Raw genomic sequence first — 19,227 nt, 5'->3', positions numbered from 1 at the left:
GGCGCTAGGCGGCGTCCGGCTTCAGCGGTGCGTTGCTTCCAAGGATCGCGGCCGTGAGTGCCTCGGCCGGTTTCTTGGAAGCGCGCGGGTTGGTGATCAGGACGAGGTCGATCGACGGCAACTCCGGCAGCCCGGCGCTCGGCGGCGGCTCGACCAGGTCCGCCGGCATCAGCGACCGTGCGAAGATCGCGAGCCCCAGCCCGGCCCGGACAGCCGCGAGGACGCCGTTCACGCCGCGGACGATGCAGGTGATCCGGCAGGTCCGGCCCGCCTGTTCGAGCGTCTGTACACCGAGAGAACGGCTCAGGCTGGGCGCCTGGTACGCGACGAGTGGCACCGGGCCGTCCGGTGCGATCCGCGTCCCCGCGATCCCGGCCCAGACCAGCGGATCCCGGCGTACCAGGCGTCCGTTCGGCTCGTAGCCACCGCCGACGCCGTGCTTGACGTACGCCAGGTCGAGGTGGCCGGACTCGACCCGGCGGAGCAGATTGGGGCTCTGGGCCACGGTCAGCTCGAGGTCGATCCGTGGGTAGAGCTGGCGGAAGTCACGCAGGATCTTCGGCAGCGGGGTCAGCGCCAGGTCGTCGGTGACCCCGAACCGCAGCCGGCCGCGCAACTCCGAGCCGGTGAAGTACCCGGCCGCCTCCTCATGGGCGGCCAGGATCGTCCGGGCGAACCCGGCCATCGCCTCGCCGTCCGCGGTCAGAGTGACTGTCCGCGTGTCGCGGAGGAACAATGGTCGCCCAACCGCCGCCTCGAGTTTGCGGACATGTTGACTCACCGTCGGCTGCCGGATACCCAGCCTCTCCGCGGCCTGGGTGAAGCTGAGCGACTGCGCCACCGCCAGGAACGTGCGGAGCTGGTCCGGGTCGTACATCGACATCCCTCCCATTACGTGACGCTATAAGACTAATAGGAGTAATTCGCTGTCGAAATCCAGTACCGAACCCTGAGGATAGACATGTCCTCCCCTGACCAGTCCACGTCGCTTAGGAACACTCTTGACCACCCGGGCCACCGGTACTGTCCCTTCCGTCCCCGACTTCCACACCCACCGCACCACCTCGAAGCCCGCCTCCGGCGAGATCCCGGCCACGCAGCGCCGGCCCGGATTCCGGGACACCTTCAGCGCTCTGCAGGTCCGCAACTTCCGCCTCCTGGTCAGCGGACTGCTGGTCAGCTCGACCGGCGGCTGGATCCAGCGCATCGCCCAGGACTGGCTGGTCCTCACGCTGACCGGCAGCGCCACCGCGGTCGGTATCACCACCGCGCTGCAGTTCCTGCCCACCCTCCTGTTCGGCCTGTACGGCGGCGTGATCGCCGACCGCTTCCCGAAGCGGAAGATCCTGCTCGTCACCCAGGCCACGATGGGGAGCCTGGCCGGCACTCTGGCCGTGTTGGCGTTCACCGGCCAGGTGCACGTCTGGCAGGTCTACATGATGGCCTTCATCCTCGGTCTGGCCACCGCGGTCGACAATCCGACCAGGCAGTCGTTCGTCACCGAACTCGTCGGCAAAGACCGGGTCCGCAACGCGATCAGCATGGTGTCGTCGACGTTCCAGCTGGGCAGCCTGATCGGGCCGGCACTCGGCGGCATCCTGCTCGGCACCCTCGGCACCGGCTGGTCCTTCGCGCTCAACGCGGTGACGTTCTTCGGTTCGATCTCCGCGCTGCTCCGGATGCGGGAGTCCGAGATGCCAGGCTTGGTCGCGGCCCGGCGGGCCAGCGCGGGTCTGCGGATGCGGGACGGCTTGCGCGATGGCGTCAGGTACGCCTTCCACGAGCCGGCGGTCCGGTGGGCGATCGCCCTGGTCGGCATCTACGGCATGTTCACGATCAGCCTGCCGGTCACGCTGACCGCCTTCGCGGACCGGGTCTTCCATACCGGCGCGACCGGGTACGGCGTACTCAACTCGGTGGTGGCCGTGGGAGCCCTGAGCGGAGCGTTGCTGTCCGCCCGACGGATCCGGACTCCCCGACTGCGGAACCTGGTCGGCATCGCGTCGATCCTGGCCATCACCGAGATGGTCGCCTCGATCCAGCCCTCGCTGTGGACCTTCATCCCGCTGCTGTCGGCGATGGGCATGGCGACGCTGATGTTCCTCACGGCGGCCCAGTCGATGGTCCAACTGACCACGCCGGACGGCCTGCGCGGGCGCGTGTCCGGGATCTACAACCTGGTGTTCATCGGGGGCGGCGCGATCGGCGGACCCACGGTCGGCTTCATCGCCCAACACTGGGGCGCCCGCAACGGCCTGCTGCTGGCCGGTCTGGTGCCGGCCATCGCGACCATCGCGATCGGTCTCCGGCTGCGCCGCGACGGAGGGTTCCGCCTGGTCGTGGTCCGGACCCGCTCGCCCTGGCACCAGCGCCCGATCCGCGTCAATCTCGAGCAGGCGCCGATCCAGCTGTCCCGGCCGACGGTTCACCCGGCGGCGGAGCGTCCGTCGCGCCCGTTCGTCTTCAGCCGGCGCGAGCACGGACGCACCGATCCGCACAGCCGGCCACTGCGTCCACGCCGCCGTCCGCAGCACCACTAGTCATCCGGGGCAGGGCCGGGAAGCTGCCTCCCGGCCCTGTCCCGGATCGTGGTAAATCCAGGTCCACGCCACCGGCCGACTGCGACGATGACACCTCGTCTCGGCCAGGAGGGGTGTGTCGTGGGATTCGTACTGGAAGGCCCGGTGCTCGAGGGCGAGCGCGTCCGGCTGGAGCCGCTCAGCCCTCGGCATGCGGAGGGCCTTGGCGCCGCGGGCGACCAGGACCGGGCGTCATACGCCTTCACTTGGGTGCCCACGGCAACAGAAGCGGCCGGCTACATCGATGCGCAACTCGAGCGGGCGGCCACCGGCAGGCTGGCGCCGTACGCGCAGATCGCCGTCGAGACCGGCCGCGTCGTGGGAGCCACGTCGTTCTGGGATCCGCGGCTGTGGCCGGACGGTGAACGGCTGCGGGCCATCGAGGTCGGCTTCACCTGGCTGGCGGGTTCAGCCCAAGGCACCGGGATCAACACGGAGGCGAAGTACCTCCTGTTCCGGCATGCCTTCGAGGTCTGGGACGTCGCCCGCGTCGACCTGAAGGCGGACGCTCGCAATGCGCGGAGCCGAGCGGCGATCGAATCCGTCGGCGCACATTTCGAGGGCGTACTGCGGAACTGGTCGCCGTCCTGGGCTCCGGGCGAGAACGGCCGCCTCCGTGATTCGGCGATGTTCTCCATCACCGGCAGCGAATGGCCGGCTGCCCGTGAACACCTCGAGCAACGCCTCGCCGGCGACCACGCACAGTCATCGGCGATGAATACTTGACGATGTAAATTAACCAACCCTAGGCTCGGCCGCGTCCGCTCTCTCCCCGGTCATCCGGAGGACCACCGTGCTGAATCTCAGACGTCGTACTGCCGCTGCCGTGCTCGCCACCGTCGCCCTGGTGTCGACGGCCGCCGCGACCGCCCCGGCCGATGCGGTCCAGGGCTCTGCTGTCCCGACCGCCGTCCAGGCCAAGGAGCCGGTCCCGGCGAAGTACCCGCAGGTCGCGGCCAAGCCCTACATGGGCTGGAGCAGTTGGAGCCTGCAGTCCACCAACTACCCGGGCGTGAACCCGGACGGTCCGGGCAGCTTCATCAGTGAGAACAACATCCTCACCCAGGCGCACGCACTGGCGACCAAGCTCAAGCCGTACGGCTACGAGTACATCAACGTCGACGCGGGCTGGCAGCTCGGCGGTGACGAGTACGGCCGGCCGGTGGCGAACGCGCAGCGATTCCCGCGCGGCATGAAGGCCGTCGGCGACGACATCCACAAACTCGGACTGAAGTTCGGCATCTACACCGTGGTCGGCCTCGGCTTCGACGTCTACCGCGACGGCAACACACCGATCTACAACGCACCCGGCTGCTTCACCCGCGACATCGTGTACCCGGACCTGCGCACGACGAACGGCTGGGACCAGGCGTACAAGATCAACTACGCAAGCCCGTGCGCGCAGAAGTACGCCGACTCGATCGCCAAGCTCTTTGCGGACTGGGGCGTCGACTTCATCAAGATGGACGGCGTCGGCCCGGGCTCGTGGAAGGGCGCGCCGGACGACCCGAACCACAACAACACCGAGGACATCGAGGCCTGGTGGCGCGCGGTCCAGAACGCCGGGCGCCCGATGATGTACACGCTGTCGTGGTCGCTGAGCCACCGGTACGCCGATGTCTGGAAGCAGAACTCGAACGGCTGGCGGATCGACACCGACGTGGAGTGCTACTGCGACACGATCGTCCGCTGGGACAGCTCGGTGAAGGCCCGCTGGTGGGATCTGCCGCAGTGGATCGACGACGCCGGACCGGGTCACTGGAACAACCTGGACGCGATCAACGTCGGCGTCGGAGAGATGGACGGCCTCAGCGACGCCGAGCGGCAGAGCTACATGACGTTCTGGGCGATCAACACCGCACCGCTGTTCGTCGGTGACGACATGACCAAGCTGGACGCGTACGGCCTGAAGCTGCTGACCAACCGCGAGGTCATCGCGATCAACCAGTCCGGCAACCCGGCCCGGCCGCTGAATCAGGACCAGTTGCAGCAGACCTGGTACGCCAAGAACGCGGACGGCAGCGTCACCGTCGCCCTCTTCAACCTGGCCGACACTCCAGCCACGGTGACCGGGAACTTCGACCAGCTCGGCCTGACCGGCAAGGCAACCGTCCGCGACATCTGGGCGAACCAGAACACCCGGAACGTCGCCGGCCAGGTCAGCGCGGCGCTGCCTGCGCACGGCTCGAAGCTGTACAAGATCACGCCGGAGAAGAATGACGCGCCGAGCAAGCCGGCCGACCTCACCGCGACCGACGTGAGCCGTACGACGGTCAGCCTGAACTGGCGGCCGAGCACCGGCGCCTCGTCGTACAAGGTGTACGCCAACGGCAAGCAGGTGGCGACCAGCTCGACCACGAGCGCTGTGGTGACCGGGCTGCTGCCGCAGACGCAGTACGCCTTCACTGTGAAGGGCGTGTCCGGCGGTCGTACGTCGGATGCGAGCGCGCCGGTCACCATGTTCACCTCGAAGTCGGGTGGGCCGGTCCGGTACGAGGCCGAGGCATCGACCAGCACGCTGACCGGGAACGCAGGTATCTCCGGCTGCAACCTGTGCTCCGGCGGCTCGAAGATCGGCAACATCGGGTACGACGCCACAGTGACGCTGCACAACATCACCGTCCCGACCACCGGTACCTATCTGGTGAAGATCGCGTACACCGACGGCGACACCAGCCGGCAGAGCATGCTCACCGTCAACGACGCCGACTCCTACTGGGTCAACTACCACGGCCTCGGCGACAACGACTGGGGTACGCCGCAGGTGACGTACCTCCCGATGAAGCTGACCGCCGGAGCCAACTCCATCAAGGTCAGCAACCCGAGCGGCTACATCGCCGACATCGACTGGATCACTGTCTGACCCACCCCACCGCGGGGCCGGCCTTCCCTCAGGTCGGCCCCGCGACCTTTACTGGAGTCATGAACGACTACCCGGCTCCCCTGGTCCCACCCGGTCAGACCGTCCCGGTCCCGCGGCGGATCCGCGCGACACTCGACGGGCGCGTCGTACTCGACACCCAGGACGGGATCTACCTGTGGGAGTTCCCGCCGTACCCGCAGTACTACATCCCGGTCGCCGATGTGGCGGACGGCGTACTGACCGATACCGGTGAGACGAAGGAGTTCGAGCACGGGGTCGCGCGGGTGCACACAGCTGGGTCGGGCAAGGCGTGGGTGTACGACGACGGGATCGCGAAGGATCGGGTCCGGTTCCAGTGGGACGCGCTGGACAGCTGGTTCGAGGAGGACGAGGAGGTCTTCGTCCACCCGCGCAGTCCCTACGCCCGGTGCGACGCGATCCGCTCCGGCCGCCAGGTGAAGGTCGAGTACGACGGCAAGGTGCTGGCCGAGTCGCGCTCGACGGTGATCGTGTTCGAGACCGGTCTGCCGCCGCGCTACTACTTCCCGCGGACCGAAGTGAACTTCGGGCACCTCACCGCCAGCGAGACCCGGACCGCGTGCCCGTACAAGGGCCGCACCACGGGATACTGGTCGGTCGACGGCCGCGACCTGGCCTGGTCCTACGACTTCCCGACCGCCCCGCTCCTCCCGATCGCCGGCCTCATCGCGTTCTTCAACGAACGCGTCGACGTGACGCTGGACGGCGTACCGCTGGACCGCCCGGTCACCCACTTCTCGGACTGAGCTCGGCCACCAACTGGTGGAAGCGCGGACACTCGGTGAAGTCCGGTGTCTCGCAGGTCAGCGCATGCTCGATCAGGCGCTTGGACTCCTGAGCCCGCCGGATCTGCTCGTCCAGCCGGGTGTCCTGCTCGGCCAGCACCGTCCGCCGCTCGGCTCCACCGGGCGCCTCGAACATCCGGCGGATCTGCTCCAGGCTGAGCCCGGTCGCCTTGGCGCGCTGGATCATCACCACCCGCGCCACGTGCGACTCGTCGTACTGCCGCCGGCCGGCGACCCGGGCCGCCGGGGTGAGTAGGCCGACGTCCTCCCAGTGCCGCAGGACGTGGGTCGCGAGCCCGAACCGGGCGGCCAGATCGCCGATCCTCATCCACCGAATCTAGTGGTCGCCGTTCTGAGTCGTGCAGTTCGACAGGAGGTGTCTGGCGATCGAGCCGAATATCCGGTCGGCTCAGGCGGGCGGTGGACGGCAGTGGACGTATACGTCCTGTCGATCGCGCCCAGGTGGACCGACCTGGAAATTCACCGTCAAGACGGCGGCATCAGATGGCCGAGGTGACGCCGCCGTCCATCGGGATGATCGCGCCGGTTACGTAGCTGGCGGCGGGCGACGCGAGGAAGACAGCGACCCGAGCCACCTCCTCAGGTTCGCCGATCCGGCCGAGCGGGGTGTCGGCGACCATCTCGCCGAGCAACTCCTCCTTCGACCGGCCGCTCGCCCGGACCGCCGCTTCCAGGCCCTCGTCGACGCGGCCGGTGCGGGTCGTGCCCGGGTTGATCACGTTGACCCGAACACCCTGAGCGGCGTACGCCTTGGCGTAGCCGACCGAGGCCAGCATCAAGGCCGCGTTGGCCGCGCCGCCACCGATGTGCAGAGGGTTCGCCTGCCGGCCGCCCTGGCCGACCACGTTCACGATGGCACCGCTGCCACGCTCGGCCATACCGCGGATGACCGCGTCGGTCGCGTGCATGTACGTGAAGTACTTCGCCTCCATAGCGGCGTGCAGGGCCTTGCTGTCCAACTCGTCAACCGGCGTACGGCGGGCCGCTCCCGCGCAGTTGATCAGGATGTCCGGTACGCCGATGCGCTCGAACACAGTGTTGGTCGCGTCTGGATCGGTGAGGTCGACCGCTTCCACGGCGTACGTCAGGCCCTTGGCGGCGAGCTCCTCCTGGGCCTTCGCCAGGTTGGCGGAATCACGGGAGATCCCGGTCACCGTGACGCCCTCCCACGCGAGTGCCTCGGCACACGCGAGCCCGATTCCCTTGCTGGCACCGGTGACCACCGCGGTCTTGCCGGACAGTTGCAGATCCACGTGACTCCCATCGCTTACGGACTAGCTTTCGTCGTACTCGTCGCGGGCGGCGGCGATCTCGTCCATGTGGTCGTAGGCCCAGGTCCGCATCGTCGCGACGGCCGCGGCCAGGCTCAGCCCGAGCGGAGTCAGCGTATAGGTCACCGTCACCGGCACCGTGGCGACGACCGTCCGCTGGACGATGCCGTCGCGCTCCAGGTGGCGCAGGGTCTGGGTGAGCATCTTCTGCGTGACGCCCTCGATCAGCAGCTTGAGTTGCCCGGACCGCAGTGTGCCGTGCTTCTCCAGCGTGCTGATCACCAGCATCGTCCAGGTGTCGCCGATCCGGCCCAGCACCTGACGTGTTGGGCAGGCGCCTTTCGTGGCGTCCCACTTGCCTCTGACCTGGTCGGTATCCATGAGGTGCCTAGAGCAGTAATAAGTGCTGTCTTCCGCCCGCCACGAACGGTTCGTAGCGTCGAGGTCGAGTCTAAGCAAGAGAGGCAACGCGGATGAGAGCAGTACTACCTGTCGGACGCGGCAAGGTCGTGGTGGCCGAGGTCGACGAGGTCGAGCCCGGTCCCGGCGAGGTCGTGATCGAGGTCGCGGCGTACTCCCTGAACCGCGGTGAGACCTTCCAGCTGGAGAACCCGCGAGACGGCTGGCGCCCCGGCAAGGACGTCGCAGGCCTGGTGATCCGGACGATTCCTGATGGTCCGCCCGTCGGCACTCGAGTGGTGGCGCACGTGCCACACTCCGGCTGGGCTGAGCGTGTGGCCGCGCCGCTCACCCAGCTCGCCGTACTGCCGGACGCGGTGCCGCTCGAACAGGCGGCGGCACTTCCGCTCGCCGGGCTGACGGCGCTCCGTCTTCTGCGTACGGCGGGTGCCGTGATCGGACGGCGAATCCTGCTGACCGGCGCCTCCGGCGGTGTCGGCCACTACTTCACCGAGCTCGCCGCGGCGGCCGGCGCATCGATCACGGCTGTCGTCTCCTCGCCGGTTCGCGGTGCGCGATTGCTCGAACTCGGCGCCGAGACGATCGTGCCCGAGGCTTCGGCCGCGGACGGACCGTTCGATCTCGTCCTCGAGTCCATCGGAGGTGACAGCCTGCCGGTCGCCCTGTCGAAGGTGCGGGCGGGCGGGAGGCTGATCTGGTTCGGCCAAGCCAGCCGGCAACCGGCGAGCCTTGACTTCTTCACCATGTTCGACGGACCCGAGAACGGGACGATCGAGCACTTCCACTACACCGACGGCGACGACGGCGCGGACCTGGCCACGCTCGTCCGGCTGGTCGCGGCCGGACGGCTGCACCCCGAGCTCGGCCGGATTGAGGACTGGTCCCGGACCGGCGACGTCCTCGACGACCTGCGCGACCGCCGGATCCGCGGCAACGCCGTACTGACACTCTTCACCGAGGAGACACCGATGAACGACCCGAAGACCGTCGTGACGAGGTACGTCGAGGCTGTTGCCGCCGGCGACCTGGCCACCATCCGCGCGAGCTTCGCGCCCGACGTGGTCTGGACCTACCCGGGCGACCTGCCGCTGTCCGGTGAGTGGAAGGGTCGCGAGACGGTGGTCGACGAGTTCCTCGGGGCGGTGGCGGGCAAGCTGTTCGCGCCCGGAGCGCCGGTGACCATCAGGCTGACGAACGCCCTCGCCGACGGCGACCAGGTCTTCGCCGAATGGACCGCGCAGGCGACGGCCAGATCAGGCGAGGCGTACGCCAACCACTGCGGCGCGGTCTTCACTGTCCGGGACGGAGCGATCGTCGCCGTCCGCGAGTACCTCGACACCGACCACGCGCGCCGGGTGCTGTTCCCGGAGACATCGATGCCCTGAGCAATCGTCACCTTTCCGTACGTCGGGGCCGTCGGCAACGAACTCGCATTCGTCCCTGTTCCGGGCTTGAACAGACCAGTACTATGGGTCACCAGATCGACACTCTTTGTTTCGACGCCTGATGCCCAGAGCAAGTTGCCCAGAGCACCGACGCCGGAGGACCCGTGCCGACCATGTCACCTTCCCATCCCCCGCCGGCTTCCGGTCCTGTGCCTGAGTGCACGACCTGGAGGTCAGTCCTTCACCATGACCTACCGGCCTCGCTGGTGGTCTTCCTCATCGCGATACCGCTCTCCCTCGGGATCGCCGCCGCGTCCGGCGCCCCGCTCATCGCCGGCCTCGTCGCGGCCGTCGTCGGTGGCGTGGTCGCCGGGGCGCTCGGCGGATCACCGTTGCAGGTCAGCGGTCCGGCCGCGGGTCTGACCGTCGTCGTCGCGGGCCTGGTCGGCCAGTTCGGCTGGGCCGCGACCGCCGCGATCACCTGCGCCGCCGGACTGCTGCAGATCCTGCTGGGCGTCACCCGGGTCGGCCGGCTCGCGCTCTCCCTGTCCCCCGCTGTCGTACACGGCATGCTCGCCGGCATCGGCATCACGATCGCCGTCCAGCAGTTGCACGTCGTGCTCGGTGGGAAGGCGCAGAGCTCCCTGATCGCCAACCTGGCGGCGCTTCCCGCCCAACTCGTTGCCCATCACCCCCATTCGGTGCTGGCCGGCGTACTGACCGTCGCGATCCTGCTCACCTGGCCCAGACTGCCCAAGGTCAAGGTGATTCCGGCGCCATTGGTGGCCGTCGTCGCGGTCACCGCGGTGGCCGCGGCGTTCCTGACCGACGTCACGCGTGTCGACCTGCCGGAGCAGCCGCTGAAGGAGTTGGTCCTGCCCGCCGTGCCCGACGGCACTCCGATCGAGATCATCACGGCGGTGCTGACCGTTGCCCTCGTTGCCAGTGTCGAGTCACTGCTGTCGGCAGTTGCCGTGGACAAGCTTCATCGCGGCAAGCGCAGCAACCTCGACCGCGAGCTGATCGGTCAAGGCGCCGCGAATGCGGTGTCCGGCGCACTCGGCGGCATGCCGGTGACCGGCGTGATCGTACGCAGCTCCACCAACGTCGCAGCCGGCGCGCGCAGCCGCGCCTCCGCGATCCTGCACGGTGTCTGGATCGCGGCGTTCGTGCTGGCGGCCGGCGCGATGCTCGAACTGATCCCGATGGCCGCCCTGGCCGGTGTCTTGCTCGTCACCGGCTTGCGGCTGGTCCAGCTCGCTCACATCCGCACCTTGCGCAAACACGACGAGCTTCTCGTGTACGTCGTGACCGCCGCGGCCGTCGCCGTACTCGGACTGGCCGACGGCGTGCTCATCGGCCTGGCGCTGGCGATCGTGCGAGTGCTCTATCGGCTGGCGCGGGCCACTGTCACCACGACCGAGGAGGACGGGCTGTCGACAATTCGGATCCGCGGCACGCTGGTGTTCCTCGGAGTTGCCTCCTTGATCCGCACGCTCCGGTCGATCCCGGAAGGCGCGCGGGTTCGGGTCGATCTCGACGTCCACCATCTCGACCATGCGGCGTACGAGGCGATCGAGGACTGGCGGCGCGGACACATCGCGCGCGGTGGTTCGGTCGAGCTGAACCGGGTGGCGTTCCGGGCCGCGATGCGTTCGGACCCGGCGCGAAGGTTGTTGCCCTGGCATCCCCAGGTCATCCCCGAGCCGGACCAACGGGTCTCGATGCTGGACGGCATCCGTGAGTTCGAGGCGTCGGCCGACCCGATCCGGCCGATGCTGGCGAAGCTCGCGGCCGACGGTCAGCGCCCGGCACAACTGTTCATCACCTGCGCGGATTCGCGGATCGTGCCGAACCTGATCACCACCACCGGCCCCGGCGACCAGTTCTGCGTCCGGAACGTCGGCAATCTCGTTCCACCCAAGGGATCGAACAGCAGCTCGGTCGACGCCGCGATCGAGTACGCCGTCGACGTACTCGGGGTGAGATCGATTGTGGTCTGTGGTCACTCGCACTGCGGTGCCGCCGCGGCCGCGCTGGAGGCGAACACCCCGGCCGGCACCGGCCTGCAGAACTGGCTGCGCCACCTCGAACCGTCGCTACGACGCGCGGTCGGGCTGCCGGACATCGTCGACCCGGCCACCGGGGTGAAGCTGTCCCCGGCGGACAAGCTGTCCGTCGCGAACGTCGGCGTACAGCTCGCGAACCTGCGCAGCTTCGCCTGCGTGCGCACGGCCGAGGACGAAGGACGGCTCGAGCTGATCGGGCTGTGGTTCGACCTCCGCGCAGCCGCGGCCCGGCTTGTCCTCGATCGCGAGCCCTACCTGGTCCGGGCGGACGAGGAGCTCGCCACCGCGGGCTTGTCGTTCAAACGCTGAGCAAGCTCACCGACATCGGCGGGGATGCGCACCCGCCGGCTGTCGAAGATCAGCAGCAGCGGCACGGCCAACGCGATCGCGATCAACCCGTCGAGCCAGTAATGGTTGGCGGTCACGACGACGACCGTGAACGTGAGGACCGGATGGGCGATCCACAACCAGCGCCAGCGTGACCGCGTCGCCCGGATCAGGAAGACGGCGACCATCAACGACCATCCGACATGCAGACTCGGCATCGCCGCGAACTGGTTCGCCACCCCGGAATCCGTGCTCGGTCCGTAGACGGACTGCCCGAGCAGTACGCCGGTGTCCACCCAGCCCGGCATCATCCGCGGCGGCGCGAGCGGGAAGAACATGTGGCCGATCAACGCCAGCCCGGTCAGCGAGGCCAGCGCCCAGCGCGCCTTCCCGTACTCGGCCGGCCGCCGGATCATCAGCCACAACAGAACCACCGCGGTCAGCGGGAAGTGCACGCTCGCGTAGAACGCGTTGGCCACCTCGGCCAGGCCGTCGATCCGCAAGGCGTGCTGCTGCACCGCGGCCTCACTCGGCAGGCCGAGCCACGCCTCCCACCGGATCAGGTCGCCGGCGTGCCGGAACGCCGACCCCGTATGGTCCGCCGACAGGAACCGCCCGAGGTTGTACACCCCGAACAGCACGGCCAGCAGCGTCACCTCGCGCACGATCCGCCAGATCCCGTGCGGCTTCACCGCGACCGGCAGCGATCGGTGCTCCACCCGCTCCAGAGTCAGTTGCGCCACATCGACCCCCACCTCAAACCGAACGCTCGTTCTCTGAGATTCCACCCTGCGTCGATGCCCGCCCGAAAATCAAGAACGGTCATTCGTTTTTCACTGTGATTCCGGCCGCACCGGCCGCCCTTCGCCACCGTTCCAAATTATCGCAACTTGCTTATAGTTGCGAAGAATATGAACCAACTCACACCCGTGGGAGAAATCCGTTAGACCCGCGCGATCCGGCGGGAGACGCTGCGGGCATGGTGACGGTCTTCCTCCGCTGGACCTGGCTGCGGGCCGTGCTGCACAACGGGTGGTGGCTGGTCACGAGCGTCTACCTGGTCGTGGACGCCGGCCTCTCCCCGGCCCAGCTCGTACTGATCGGCGCGGCGCAGAGTGGGTTCGCGCTGGTCTGCGAGGTGCCGGCCGGCGTGGTCGCCGACACCATCAGCCGCAAGTGGTCACTGGTGATCTCGCAGGTCCTGATGGGTACGGCGATGCTCACCACCGGGCTCGTCGACTCGTTCCCCGCGCTCCTCGCGACGCAGGTGCTCTGGGGCATCTCGTGGACGTTCGCGAGTGGATCCGACGTCGCCTGGATCACCGACGAGCTCGACCAGCCGGACCGGATCACCGCCGTACTCGCCCACGCCGCCCGGGCACAGCTGACCGGGGCCGCAACAGGTCTGATCCTGCTCGGCCTGCTCGCCTGGGCGACCCGCCGCGATCTGACCATCGTCGTCGCCGGCGCTGCGATGCTCTCGCTGGCGCTCTATGTCGCGCTGAGGTTCACCGAGCACCACTTCGTGCCGGTGCGGACCGCCCGCTGGTCGGCGTCCTGGACCATCTTCCGGCGCGGCGTCACTCTCGTACGGCGCAGTCGCGCGATCCGCCTGATCTTCGCGGCGACCTTCCTCGTGAACGGCGCGTGGTCGGTCGGTCGGCTGTTCCAGGTCCAGCTGATCGATCTCGGCCTACCCACCGACCCGGACCCGACTATCTGGTTCACCGGCCTCGGCGTTGCCGGGCTGCTCGTCGGCGCGCTCACCCTGCGCCTGGCCGGCCATCGGATCGACGGCGCCCACGCCCGCAACGACTACGCCCTCGCGGCCGCAGTCGGCGTACTCGGCACGCTCCTGCTCGCCTTCGCCCGCGATCCGGTCGTCGGCGCGATCGCCGTCGTACTGATCTCCGGCATCGTCAAACCGCTGACCCAGGTGATCGGCACGGTCTGGGTCAACGCCCGCACCACCGCCGACATCCGCGCCACCACCCACTCGTTCCTCGCCCAACTCGAATACCTCGGCGAAATCACCTGCGGCCTAGCCATCGCCACCATCGCCCGCCTCACCACCCTCCCCCTGGCCCTCACCGCCTGCGCACTCCTCTTCACCGCAACCGCCGTACTCATGCATGAGCGGGCTGATCGTGGCGCCGGTCGGGCCGGCGTCCACCCGTAGGCGGCCACTGACGGGGAGCGGTCCGTCGACGACGACTACGGGGGTGGTGAGGTCGTAGAGTTCGTGGGCTATCAGGGCGCCGAGGGCGATGATGGTGTCGGGGCGGGCGAGGATGATGGCGGCGGGTGCGGTGTGGGCGCGGATCTGTTCGGCGAGGACGCTGGAGGCGGAGCTCGAGCCGCGACCCGACTCCATCACCAGGATGCGGCCGGCCAGTACGACGCCGCACTGGGGATGGTGTGCATCGATGATGCGGCCGTTCTCGTCGGTGCCGCCCCAGAAGGACAAAGGTGCTGTCAGGCGGATCACCTCACCTGTCGCGCTGCCGGGATTGAGTGTGAGAGCCGTGATCATGCGTCTTCCAGCATCACGCGACCGGCGCGGGCGGACGCCACGCATTCCTCCAGCGAACCGAGGACGGCGGACACGTTGATGTTGCCCGGCGCGTAGTGCGCCCACTTGCCCGAGTTCGTCATCACGTTCTTCCACTCCGGCGACAGGATCGCCGTGACATAGGTGCAGGTATCCACGACGACCGTGACTCCAGCAGCCTCGAGTGTTCGCAGTACGCCGCTGTCCTCGGCCAGCGCCCGCGTCGCGCGACCGGTTGACAGATAGAACGCGATCTTCAACGGAGGCCCGTCCGTCAGCAACTCAGCGAGCCGGGCACACTCGGCGTACGACGCGTGGGGTGTGCCGACACTGACCGCATCGAGTTCACCCGACGAGAAGGTCGACAACATTCGCCGCGTCTGTCGCATCATGTCGAGATCGATCTCACGCACCGGCAGCTCCAACGCCTCGTCGAGAGTCGGGGCCTCCGGCGTCACCCCGACCGCATGGAACAGCGCCACTCCCCCAGCCGACGCGGCCGCCGCACCGAACGCCTTCAGCTCATCCTCGCCCGCAGACGCCGGGATCCCCACCAGCACAGGGATCTCGCCGCCGACGACCGACCCGACATGATGCCCGAGCAACGGATACGCCAGCTCGGACCGCAGGAACCGATCACCCAACGGACGGCAGTCGAATGTCACGGTCCCCCGCCGCGCCTCGGTCGTCTGCAGCCCGGAGTACGGCGCCCGTCCGGTGATCGCAGCGCAGATGTCGAGGAAGTCGCCGTACCGATCGGTGCGGGCACCGAGGACGGAGTTGGCGAACACGATCGCGTTCGACTCCGCCCACGCGACGTGCTCGCCGAGTCCGGGCCGGTTCGGCAGCTGGTACGGCGCACAGGTGAACGTCGGTGTGCACCCGAGGGCGACGTACGCCGACATGAGCTCGCGACCGGACGCCGCGAGGTCGCGGTCACGGACCAGTTCCGGATGGATGAGGTCCATCGAGCCGACGTTCAGCGTGGTCGGGACGCGGACCTTCGCGCCGAGGTCGACCAGGCGATGGGCGAAGTCCAGGCTGACCTGGCCGTGGTACAGGCACGAGTCGACGTGCGCGGAGGTGATCTCGACCAGCCGCGGCGCGTCCGCGATCCGGGCCAGGCTGACGATCACACGCATCGCGAGCGCGACGCCGTCACCGTCCTGACCGCCGAGCATTCCTTCTTCCTCGGCGGTCAGGCGCAGCGTCTGCATGCCTTGAAACTACAGCGTTCAGACCTTCGTCCGGCGGGAGGCGACCAGAGCGCCGGCTTGGTATCCGTCGGCCCGCAGGAGCTGGCCGTGGGTGACCTCCAGGATGTCGATGCTGAGCTCCGGGCCGGTCAGATCCTCGGAGCTGATCGGGCGATCGTCGAGGTACAGGTCGACGCGGTCCAGCTCGTCCACCTCCAGGGCGACCGTGAGCGTCGTACCGCTGAAGGTCGTCTTCACGTCGAGACGCCGGTGCGGCAGGGCCGCGAGCAACGAACCGGCCTTGTTCAGCAGGTCAACGTTGCCTTCGAGCAGGTCCGCCTCGGTCATCTTGTGCACCACCGTCGGTTTGACCCCGAGGTCCTCGACCGGCGTGCCGGACAGCGCACCCACCCGCAACGTCCGGCGGATCGCGACCCGCAGGTTCGCACCGTTGGGCAGGGCGATGTACGGCGAGGTCTCGTCGGGTGGGGGTGGTTCGTTGAGCAACGCGGCGAGCAGGCCGTGGGTCCACACGTTCGCGCCGCCGGCACCGGTGTTGTCGTCGACGCCGAGGATCGGGCCGATCTCGTGGTCGGCGAACCCAGCGGCGAAGATGTCGGTCGCCGAGTACACCCGCGCGTCGGTGACCAGCACCACCGGGCCGTGGTACGTCTGGCCGATGTCGTTCGCGCCGTCCTCGGGCGTGATCGGCTTCGCGGCCGAGTACGCGGCGCCCGTCTCGGTGGCCAGGTCGAGCGAGTCGAACCACGGACCGAGATCGATGCCGAGCGGATTGTCCTTGTGCCGGCGGCAGATCTTGAGGTTGACCGGCGTACTGATGAACTGCACCGGCTCCGGCGCGATCCGCCGCGGCGTCATCGTCTGCAGGGTGAACTCGCTGGCGAAGATGTGCCCGCCGCCGTTGTCGCGGACGTCCACGATCAGGCCGTTCTGCGGCAGCGCGGCGGCGAGCCGGACGAACTCGTCCCGGAACGCGACCGGGTCCTGCACGCTGAAGGTGAAGATCCGCACGTGCCCGAACGTTCCGGACGATGTGACCACCTCGCGGGCGCGGAAGACGCCCGGCATCGTGGTCGGCAGATCGGCGCCGGTCACGGCCGCCGGTGTCCGCAGTTCGGCCGAACTCTGACCGTCTTCCAGCTCGACCACATCGCGGACGTAGAGCGCCTTCTTCGCCCGGGCCTTCTCGTCGGAATCCAGGTCCAGCCCCATCGAGGCCGACGTCTGGCTGATCGCGTCCAGGTCCGTCATCGGCGGCAGGTTCGTGGTGACCTTCCACTGCTCGCGCAACTCCTGCGCCGAGCCGTCCAGACCGACGTACGACAGCGTCACCCAGTCCTCGTCCGGCGGCGACTGGATCACCAGCGGCCGCAGGGTCAGGGACTCCAGACCGCGGGCGAGGTTGGCCGCGTCGTTGCTGCCGGCGAACTGGGCGCCGTTCAGCGCGACCGCGCGGGCGATCGGCGTACCGTTCCAGTGCGTCACCTCGGCTCCCGGCCCGAACTGCGGGGCCGAGTAGCCGGTCACCGTCCGGGTGATCAGGTAGTGCTCGACGTCGGCGGCGTCGTAGCACTTCTCGATCATGAACGGCAGATACGCGATCTTGCCGGCGAACGGAACCGGCAGCAGGTAGTTGGTGTGCAGGTCGCGGACCGAGTGGAAGATGCTCGACATCTCCCGGTGGAAGATCCACTCCGGTCCCATCGTGGCCGCGGTCTGCCGTTCCATCCGCGCCCGCATCACTCGCAACCGCTGCAACGGATTCACCGCGTGCATCGCGACCTTGAGCGGCAGATGCACGTAGTTCTGCTCCAGCAGCAGCAACGCCTGCTCGACCAACTGTGTGCGCTGCGCGAGGGTCAATGTGCCAGCCGAACCGAGGAAGTCCGGCAGCGGTACGGCGGCCGCCTGCGCGGCGACTGTGGTCGCGGTGCGTTGTGTCCGGCTCGAACTCGCAGCTGCCCGGGTCCTCTTCGCGACGGAGGTACGGGCGGCCCGCTTCGCCCCCGTCGCAGTCTTCGCCGGCTCCTGCCGGGCGCTGCTCTTGCGTGCGGCGGTCTTCTTCGCCGCCGCCTTCTTCCCCGTGGCCTTCATGCTGCGTGGCTGTGACATGTCGCCCCCAATGCGGCGGCCCCTCCCCGGGCCGCGATCCCTCAACCGTCGTCCGCGCATCTGGCGATGTCAACGTCCCGCTCTGCTCGGAGTCGACCACTGTGCTGCAAGGATGGGCGGGTGACTGAGTTCTGGGACAGCATCACGTCCGCGCAGCCGGATCCGTCGCTGCGACTGGTGATCGGGACCGGTGTCGTCGCACTGGTGCTGATCGGCTTCCGCCCGCTGTGGCGGTTGACGCGCCAGGTCGTGACGATCGCGCACGAAGGTGCGCACGGACTGATCGCCGCACTCGTCGGACGGAAGCTGTCCGGGATCAGACTGCACTCCGACACCTCTGGAGTCACGGTGTCACGCGGCCACCCGACAGGTCCGGGCATGATCGCCGTACTGCTGGCCGGCTACCCCGGACCGGCCCTCTTCGGCCTCGCCGCTGCCTTCGTCCTGAGCCGCGGGTACGCCGTTGCGATGCTCTGGGGGCTCCTGGTCGCGTTGCTGATACTGCTGCTGCAGATCCGCAACCTTTACGGCCTCTGGTCGGTCGTTGTCTTCGGCGCCCTTGTCTTCGGCATCTCATGGTGGGGCTCACCGTCGGTCCAGTCCGCATTCGCCTATCTGCTGACCTGGTTCCTGCTGCTGGCCGCACCTCGCGCCGTACTGGAGTTGCAGCATTCACGCCGCTACGGACAAGGCCGTAGCTCGGATGCGGATCAGCTGCGACGGCTGACCGGCGTACCCACATTGATGTGGGTCGGCGTGTTCGGTCTGGTGACGTTGGGATGTCTGGCGCTCGGAGTGGTGTGGTCCGGAGTACTGCCGGGCTAGACCGGTGGTGGAAGCGTCACACCGAAGCCCGTGAGGGCCAGACGCAGCAGGACTTGTCCGGGGCGTAGCAGGTCGGCGATCTTGGCAGCGCTGAGCAGCTCGAGCTCCGCCAGACGGCTCGCATAGGCGTCTGGTCCTTGTTTGCGTGCGTGCTGCAGCTCGACGGTGTTGTGCCAGACCTTCTGACGGGACTCACGCAGGAAGCGCCTCGAGGACAGCCGGTTGAATGGTGTCAGCACCTGGTCGAGCAGACTCCGCGCACCACCGAGCTCGTCGTCCTCCGCGCTGACGCGTTCGGCCAGTACACCGTCGATCCGCTCATGGTCGCGGCGCCGTCGCTCCATCAGGTACGGATCGGTGAAGTCGGCGTCACTGATCACCGCGAGGAGTGCCTGCGGGAGGTCGTAATTGACGTGCGCGTTGATGCCGAGCAGGACGTGACGCAGCGCCGGGATGTCGGCAGGGGCGTCGAAGGCCAGCCGCCACGGGCGCGACACTCGAGCGCCTGGCGTCAAGGCGGCATCGTGCGCATCCAGGTAGAGCTCGGCGAACTTCACGTCCCAGTTCTCGACCCAGGCCGGGTCCTCGAACCGCGCCAGATCGATGGCGTCGCCAACGGCTCGGGTGGTGCGAAGGTAGGTGCTCAGGAAGATCCGGCGATGGGCCAGGTCGTCCGGCAGCTCGTCGAGCCGCTGCTGCATCCGGGCGACGACGCCGGCCACGGGACTACCATCGTTCATCGGGTCTCCTGTGGAGGAGGGGG

The 19,227-nt window shown here is 68.3% G+C and carries 16 protein-coding genes and 1 pseudogene; 8 read left to right on the top strand and 9 right to left on the bottom strand.

Annotated features, from left to right (window positions below):
• Positions 1–4: 4 nt before the first annotated feature.
• Positions 5–892 (bottom strand): LysR substrate-binding domain-containing protein, encoded by an 888-nt coding sequence (locus AB0I34_RS34055; protein WP_360453079.1) that lies wholly within the window; start codon positions 890–892, stop codon positions 5–7.
• A 109-nt stretch (positions 893–1,001) separates the two neighbouring features.
• Here AB0I34_RS34055 and AB0I34_RS34050 point away from each other — a divergent pair, with 109 nt between their 5' ends.
• From AB0I34_RS34050 to AB0I34_RS34035, 4 genes are all read left to right on the top strand, one after another.
• The gene (locus tag AB0I34_RS34050) at positions 1,002–2,540 is read left to right on the top strand and encodes an MFS transporter (protein WP_360453076.1); all 1,539 of its coding nucleotides are present in this window, start codon (positions 1,002–1,004) and stop codon (positions 2,538–2,540) included.
• Between the two features lie 120 nt (positions 2,541–2,660).
• Positions 2,661–3,305 carry a GNAT family protein gene (locus AB0I34_RS34045; RefSeq protein ID WP_360453073.1) on the top strand — a complete coding sequence of 215 codons (645 nt, stop codon included), beginning with the start codon at positions 2,661–2,663 and terminating at the stop codon, positions 3,303–3,305.
• Between the two features lie 67 nt (positions 3,306–3,372).
• A complete protein-coding gene (locus AB0I34_RS34040) occupies positions 3,373–5,442 on the top strand; it encodes a fibronectin type III domain-containing protein (RefSeq protein ID WP_360453071.1) in 2,070 nt (689 codons plus the stop codon).
• Positions 5,443–5,501: 59 nt separating this feature from the next.
• Complete coding sequence (locus tag AB0I34_RS34035; protein ID WP_360453069.1) at positions 5,502–6,227, top strand: DUF427 domain-containing protein; 726 nt, start codon at positions 5,502–5,504, stop codon at positions 6,225–6,227.
• Here the strand turns inward: AB0I34_RS34035 and AB0I34_RS34030 are convergent.
• The 3 genes from AB0I34_RS34030 to AB0I34_RS34020 all read right to left on the bottom strand — a co-directional run bounded on the left by AB0I34_RS34030 (position 6,208) and on the right by AB0I34_RS34020 (position 7,939).
• Positions 6,208–6,594 (bottom strand): MerR family transcriptional regulator, encoded by a 387-nt coding sequence (locus tag AB0I34_RS34030; RefSeq protein ID WP_360453068.1) that lies wholly within the window; start codon positions 6,592–6,594, stop codon positions 6,208–6,210. The genes AB0I34_RS34035 and AB0I34_RS34030 overlap by 20 nt on opposite strands.
• Before the next feature lie 172 nt (positions 6,595–6,766).
• Positions 6,767–7,540 carry an SDR family oxidoreductase gene (locus AB0I34_RS34025; protein WP_360453066.1) on the bottom strand — a complete coding sequence of 258 codons (774 nt, stop codon included), beginning with the start codon at positions 7,538–7,540 and terminating at the stop codon, positions 6,767–6,769.
• 21 nt (positions 7,541–7,561) lie between these two features.
• Positions 7,562–7,939: a helix-turn-helix domain-containing protein gene (locus AB0I34_RS34020; protein WP_360453064.1), complete on the bottom strand. Its 378-nt coding sequence runs from the start codon at positions 7,937–7,939 to the stop codon at positions 7,562–7,564.
• A gap of 92 nt (positions 7,940–8,031) precedes the next feature.
• On the opposite strand from AB0I34_RS34020, the gene AB0I34_RS34015 reads away from it, so the two are divergent.
• Together AB0I34_RS34015 and AB0I34_RS34010 are read left to right on the top strand one after the other, a co-directional pair.
• Positions 8,032–9,363, top strand: coding sequence for a nuclear transport factor 2 family protein (locus AB0I34_RS34015; protein ID WP_360453062.1), 1,332 nt, complete (start codon positions 8,032–8,034; stop codon positions 9,361–9,363).
• Between the two features lie 173 nt (positions 9,364–9,536).
• Positions 9,537–11,741 carry a SulP family inorganic anion transporter gene (locus tag AB0I34_RS34010; RefSeq protein ID WP_360453060.1) on the top strand — a complete coding sequence of 735 codons (2,205 nt, stop codon included), beginning with the start codon at positions 9,537–9,539 and terminating at the stop codon, positions 11,739–11,741.
• On the opposite strand, the gene AB0I34_RS34005 is transcribed toward AB0I34_RS34010, so the two are convergent.
• Complete coding sequence (locus tag AB0I34_RS34005; protein ID WP_360453058.1) at positions 11,684–12,502, bottom strand: phosphatase PAP2 family protein; 819 nt, start codon at positions 12,500–12,502, stop codon at positions 11,684–11,686. The two genes, AB0I34_RS34010 and AB0I34_RS34005, sit on opposite strands and share 58 nt — an antisense overlap.
• Before the next feature lie 236 nt (positions 12,503–12,738).
• Between AB0I34_RS34005 and AB0I34_RS34000 the strand changes: the two genes are divergently transcribed.
• Complete coding sequence (locus tag AB0I34_RS34000) at positions 12,739–13,938, top strand: MFS transporter (protein ID WP_360453056.1); 1,200 nt, start codon at positions 12,739–12,741, stop codon at positions 13,936–13,938.
• A gap of 78 nt (positions 13,939–14,016) precedes the next feature.
• Here the strand turns inward: AB0I34_RS34000 and AB0I34_RS33995 are convergent.
• The 3 genes and pseudogenes from AB0I34_RS33995 to AB0I34_RS33985 all read right to left on the bottom strand — a co-directional run.
• Positions 14,017–14,292: pseudogene (locus tag AB0I34_RS33995) on the bottom strand (DUF126 domain-containing protein); the annotation flags it as partial.
• Positions 14,289–15,527, bottom strand: a complete 1,239-nt coding sequence (locus AB0I34_RS33990) for an aconitase X catalytic domain-containing protein (RefSeq protein ID WP_360453054.1) — start codon at positions 15,525–15,527, stop codon at positions 14,289–14,291. The pseudogene AB0I34_RS33995 and the gene AB0I34_RS33990, both read right to left, overlap by 4 nt.
• Before the next feature lie 18 nt (positions 15,528–15,545).
• Positions 15,546–17,621, bottom strand: coding sequence for a S41 family peptidase (locus tag AB0I34_RS33985; RefSeq protein ID WP_360453052.1), 2,076 nt, complete (start codon positions 17,619–17,621; stop codon positions 15,546–15,548).
• 138 nt (positions 17,622–17,759) lie between these two features.
• Here AB0I34_RS33985 and AB0I34_RS33980 point away from each other — a divergent pair, with 138 nt between their 5' ends.
• Positions 17,760–18,464 carry a M50 family metallopeptidase gene (locus tag AB0I34_RS33980; protein WP_360453050.1) on the top strand — a complete coding sequence of 235 codons (705 nt, stop codon included), beginning with the start codon at positions 17,760–17,762 and terminating at the stop codon, positions 18,462–18,464.
• On the opposite strand, the gene AB0I34_RS33975 is transcribed toward AB0I34_RS33980, so the two are convergent.
• The gene (locus AB0I34_RS33975) at positions 18,461–19,204 is read right to left on the bottom strand and encodes a DUF5995 family protein (protein ID WP_360453048.1); all 744 of its coding nucleotides are present in this window, start codon (positions 19,202–19,204) and stop codon (positions 18,461–18,463) included. The genes AB0I34_RS33980 and AB0I34_RS33975 overlap by 4 nt on opposite strands.
• Between the last annotated feature and the right edge of the window lie 23 nt (positions 19,205–19,227).

Source organism: Kribbella sp. NPDC050281, from assembly GCF_040655855.1.
Taxonomy (GTDB): Bacteria; Actinomycetota; Actinomycetes; order Propionibacteriales; family Kribbellaceae; genus Kribbella.
The sequence above is the reverse complement of the archived record's forward strand: the minus strand, read 5'-3'. Positions and strand labels throughout refer to the sequence as shown.

Bases quoted from the DNA above. Each gene is read 5' to 3' on its own strand.
- AB0I34_RS34055 (WP_360453079.1), bottom strand. From the start codon at position 892: ATGGGAGGGATGTCGATGTACGACCCGGACCAGCTCCGCACGTTCCTG.
- AB0I34_RS34035 (WP_360453069.1), top strand. From the start codon at position 5,502: ATGAACGACTACCCGGCTCCCCTGGTCCCACCCGGTCAGACCGTCCCG.
- AB0I34_RS34030 (WP_360453068.1), bottom strand. From the start codon at position 6,594: ATGAGGATCGGCGATCTGGCCGCCCGGTTCGGGCTCGCGACCCACGTC.
- AB0I34_RS34020 (WP_360453064.1), bottom strand. From the start codon at position 7,939: ATGGATACCGACCAGGTCAGAGGCAAGTGGGACGCCACGAAAGGCGCC.
- AB0I34_RS34015 (WP_360453062.1), top strand. From the start codon at position 8,032: ATGAGAGCAGTACTACCTGTCGGACGCGGCAAGGTCGTGGTGGCCGAG.
- AB0I34_RS34010 (WP_360453060.1), top strand. From the start codon at position 9,537: ATGTCACCTTCCCATCCCCCGCCGGCTTCCGGTCCTGTGCCTGAGTGC.
- AB0I34_RS34000 (WP_360453056.1), top strand. From the start codon at position 12,739: ATGGTGACGGTCTTCCTCCGCTGGACCTGGCTGCGGGCCGTGCTGCAC.
- AB0I34_RS33990 (WP_360453054.1), bottom strand. From the start codon at position 15,527: ATGCAGACGCTGCGCCTGACCGCCGAGGAAGAAGGAATGCTCGGCGGT.
- AB0I34_RS33985 (WP_360453052.1), bottom strand. From the start codon at position 17,621: ATGAAGGCCACGGGGAAGAAGGCGGCGGCGAAGAAGACCGCCGCACGC.
- AB0I34_RS33975 (WP_360453048.1), bottom strand. From the start codon at position 19,204: ATGAACGATGGTAGTCCCGTGGCCGGCGTCGTCGCCCGGATGCAGCAG.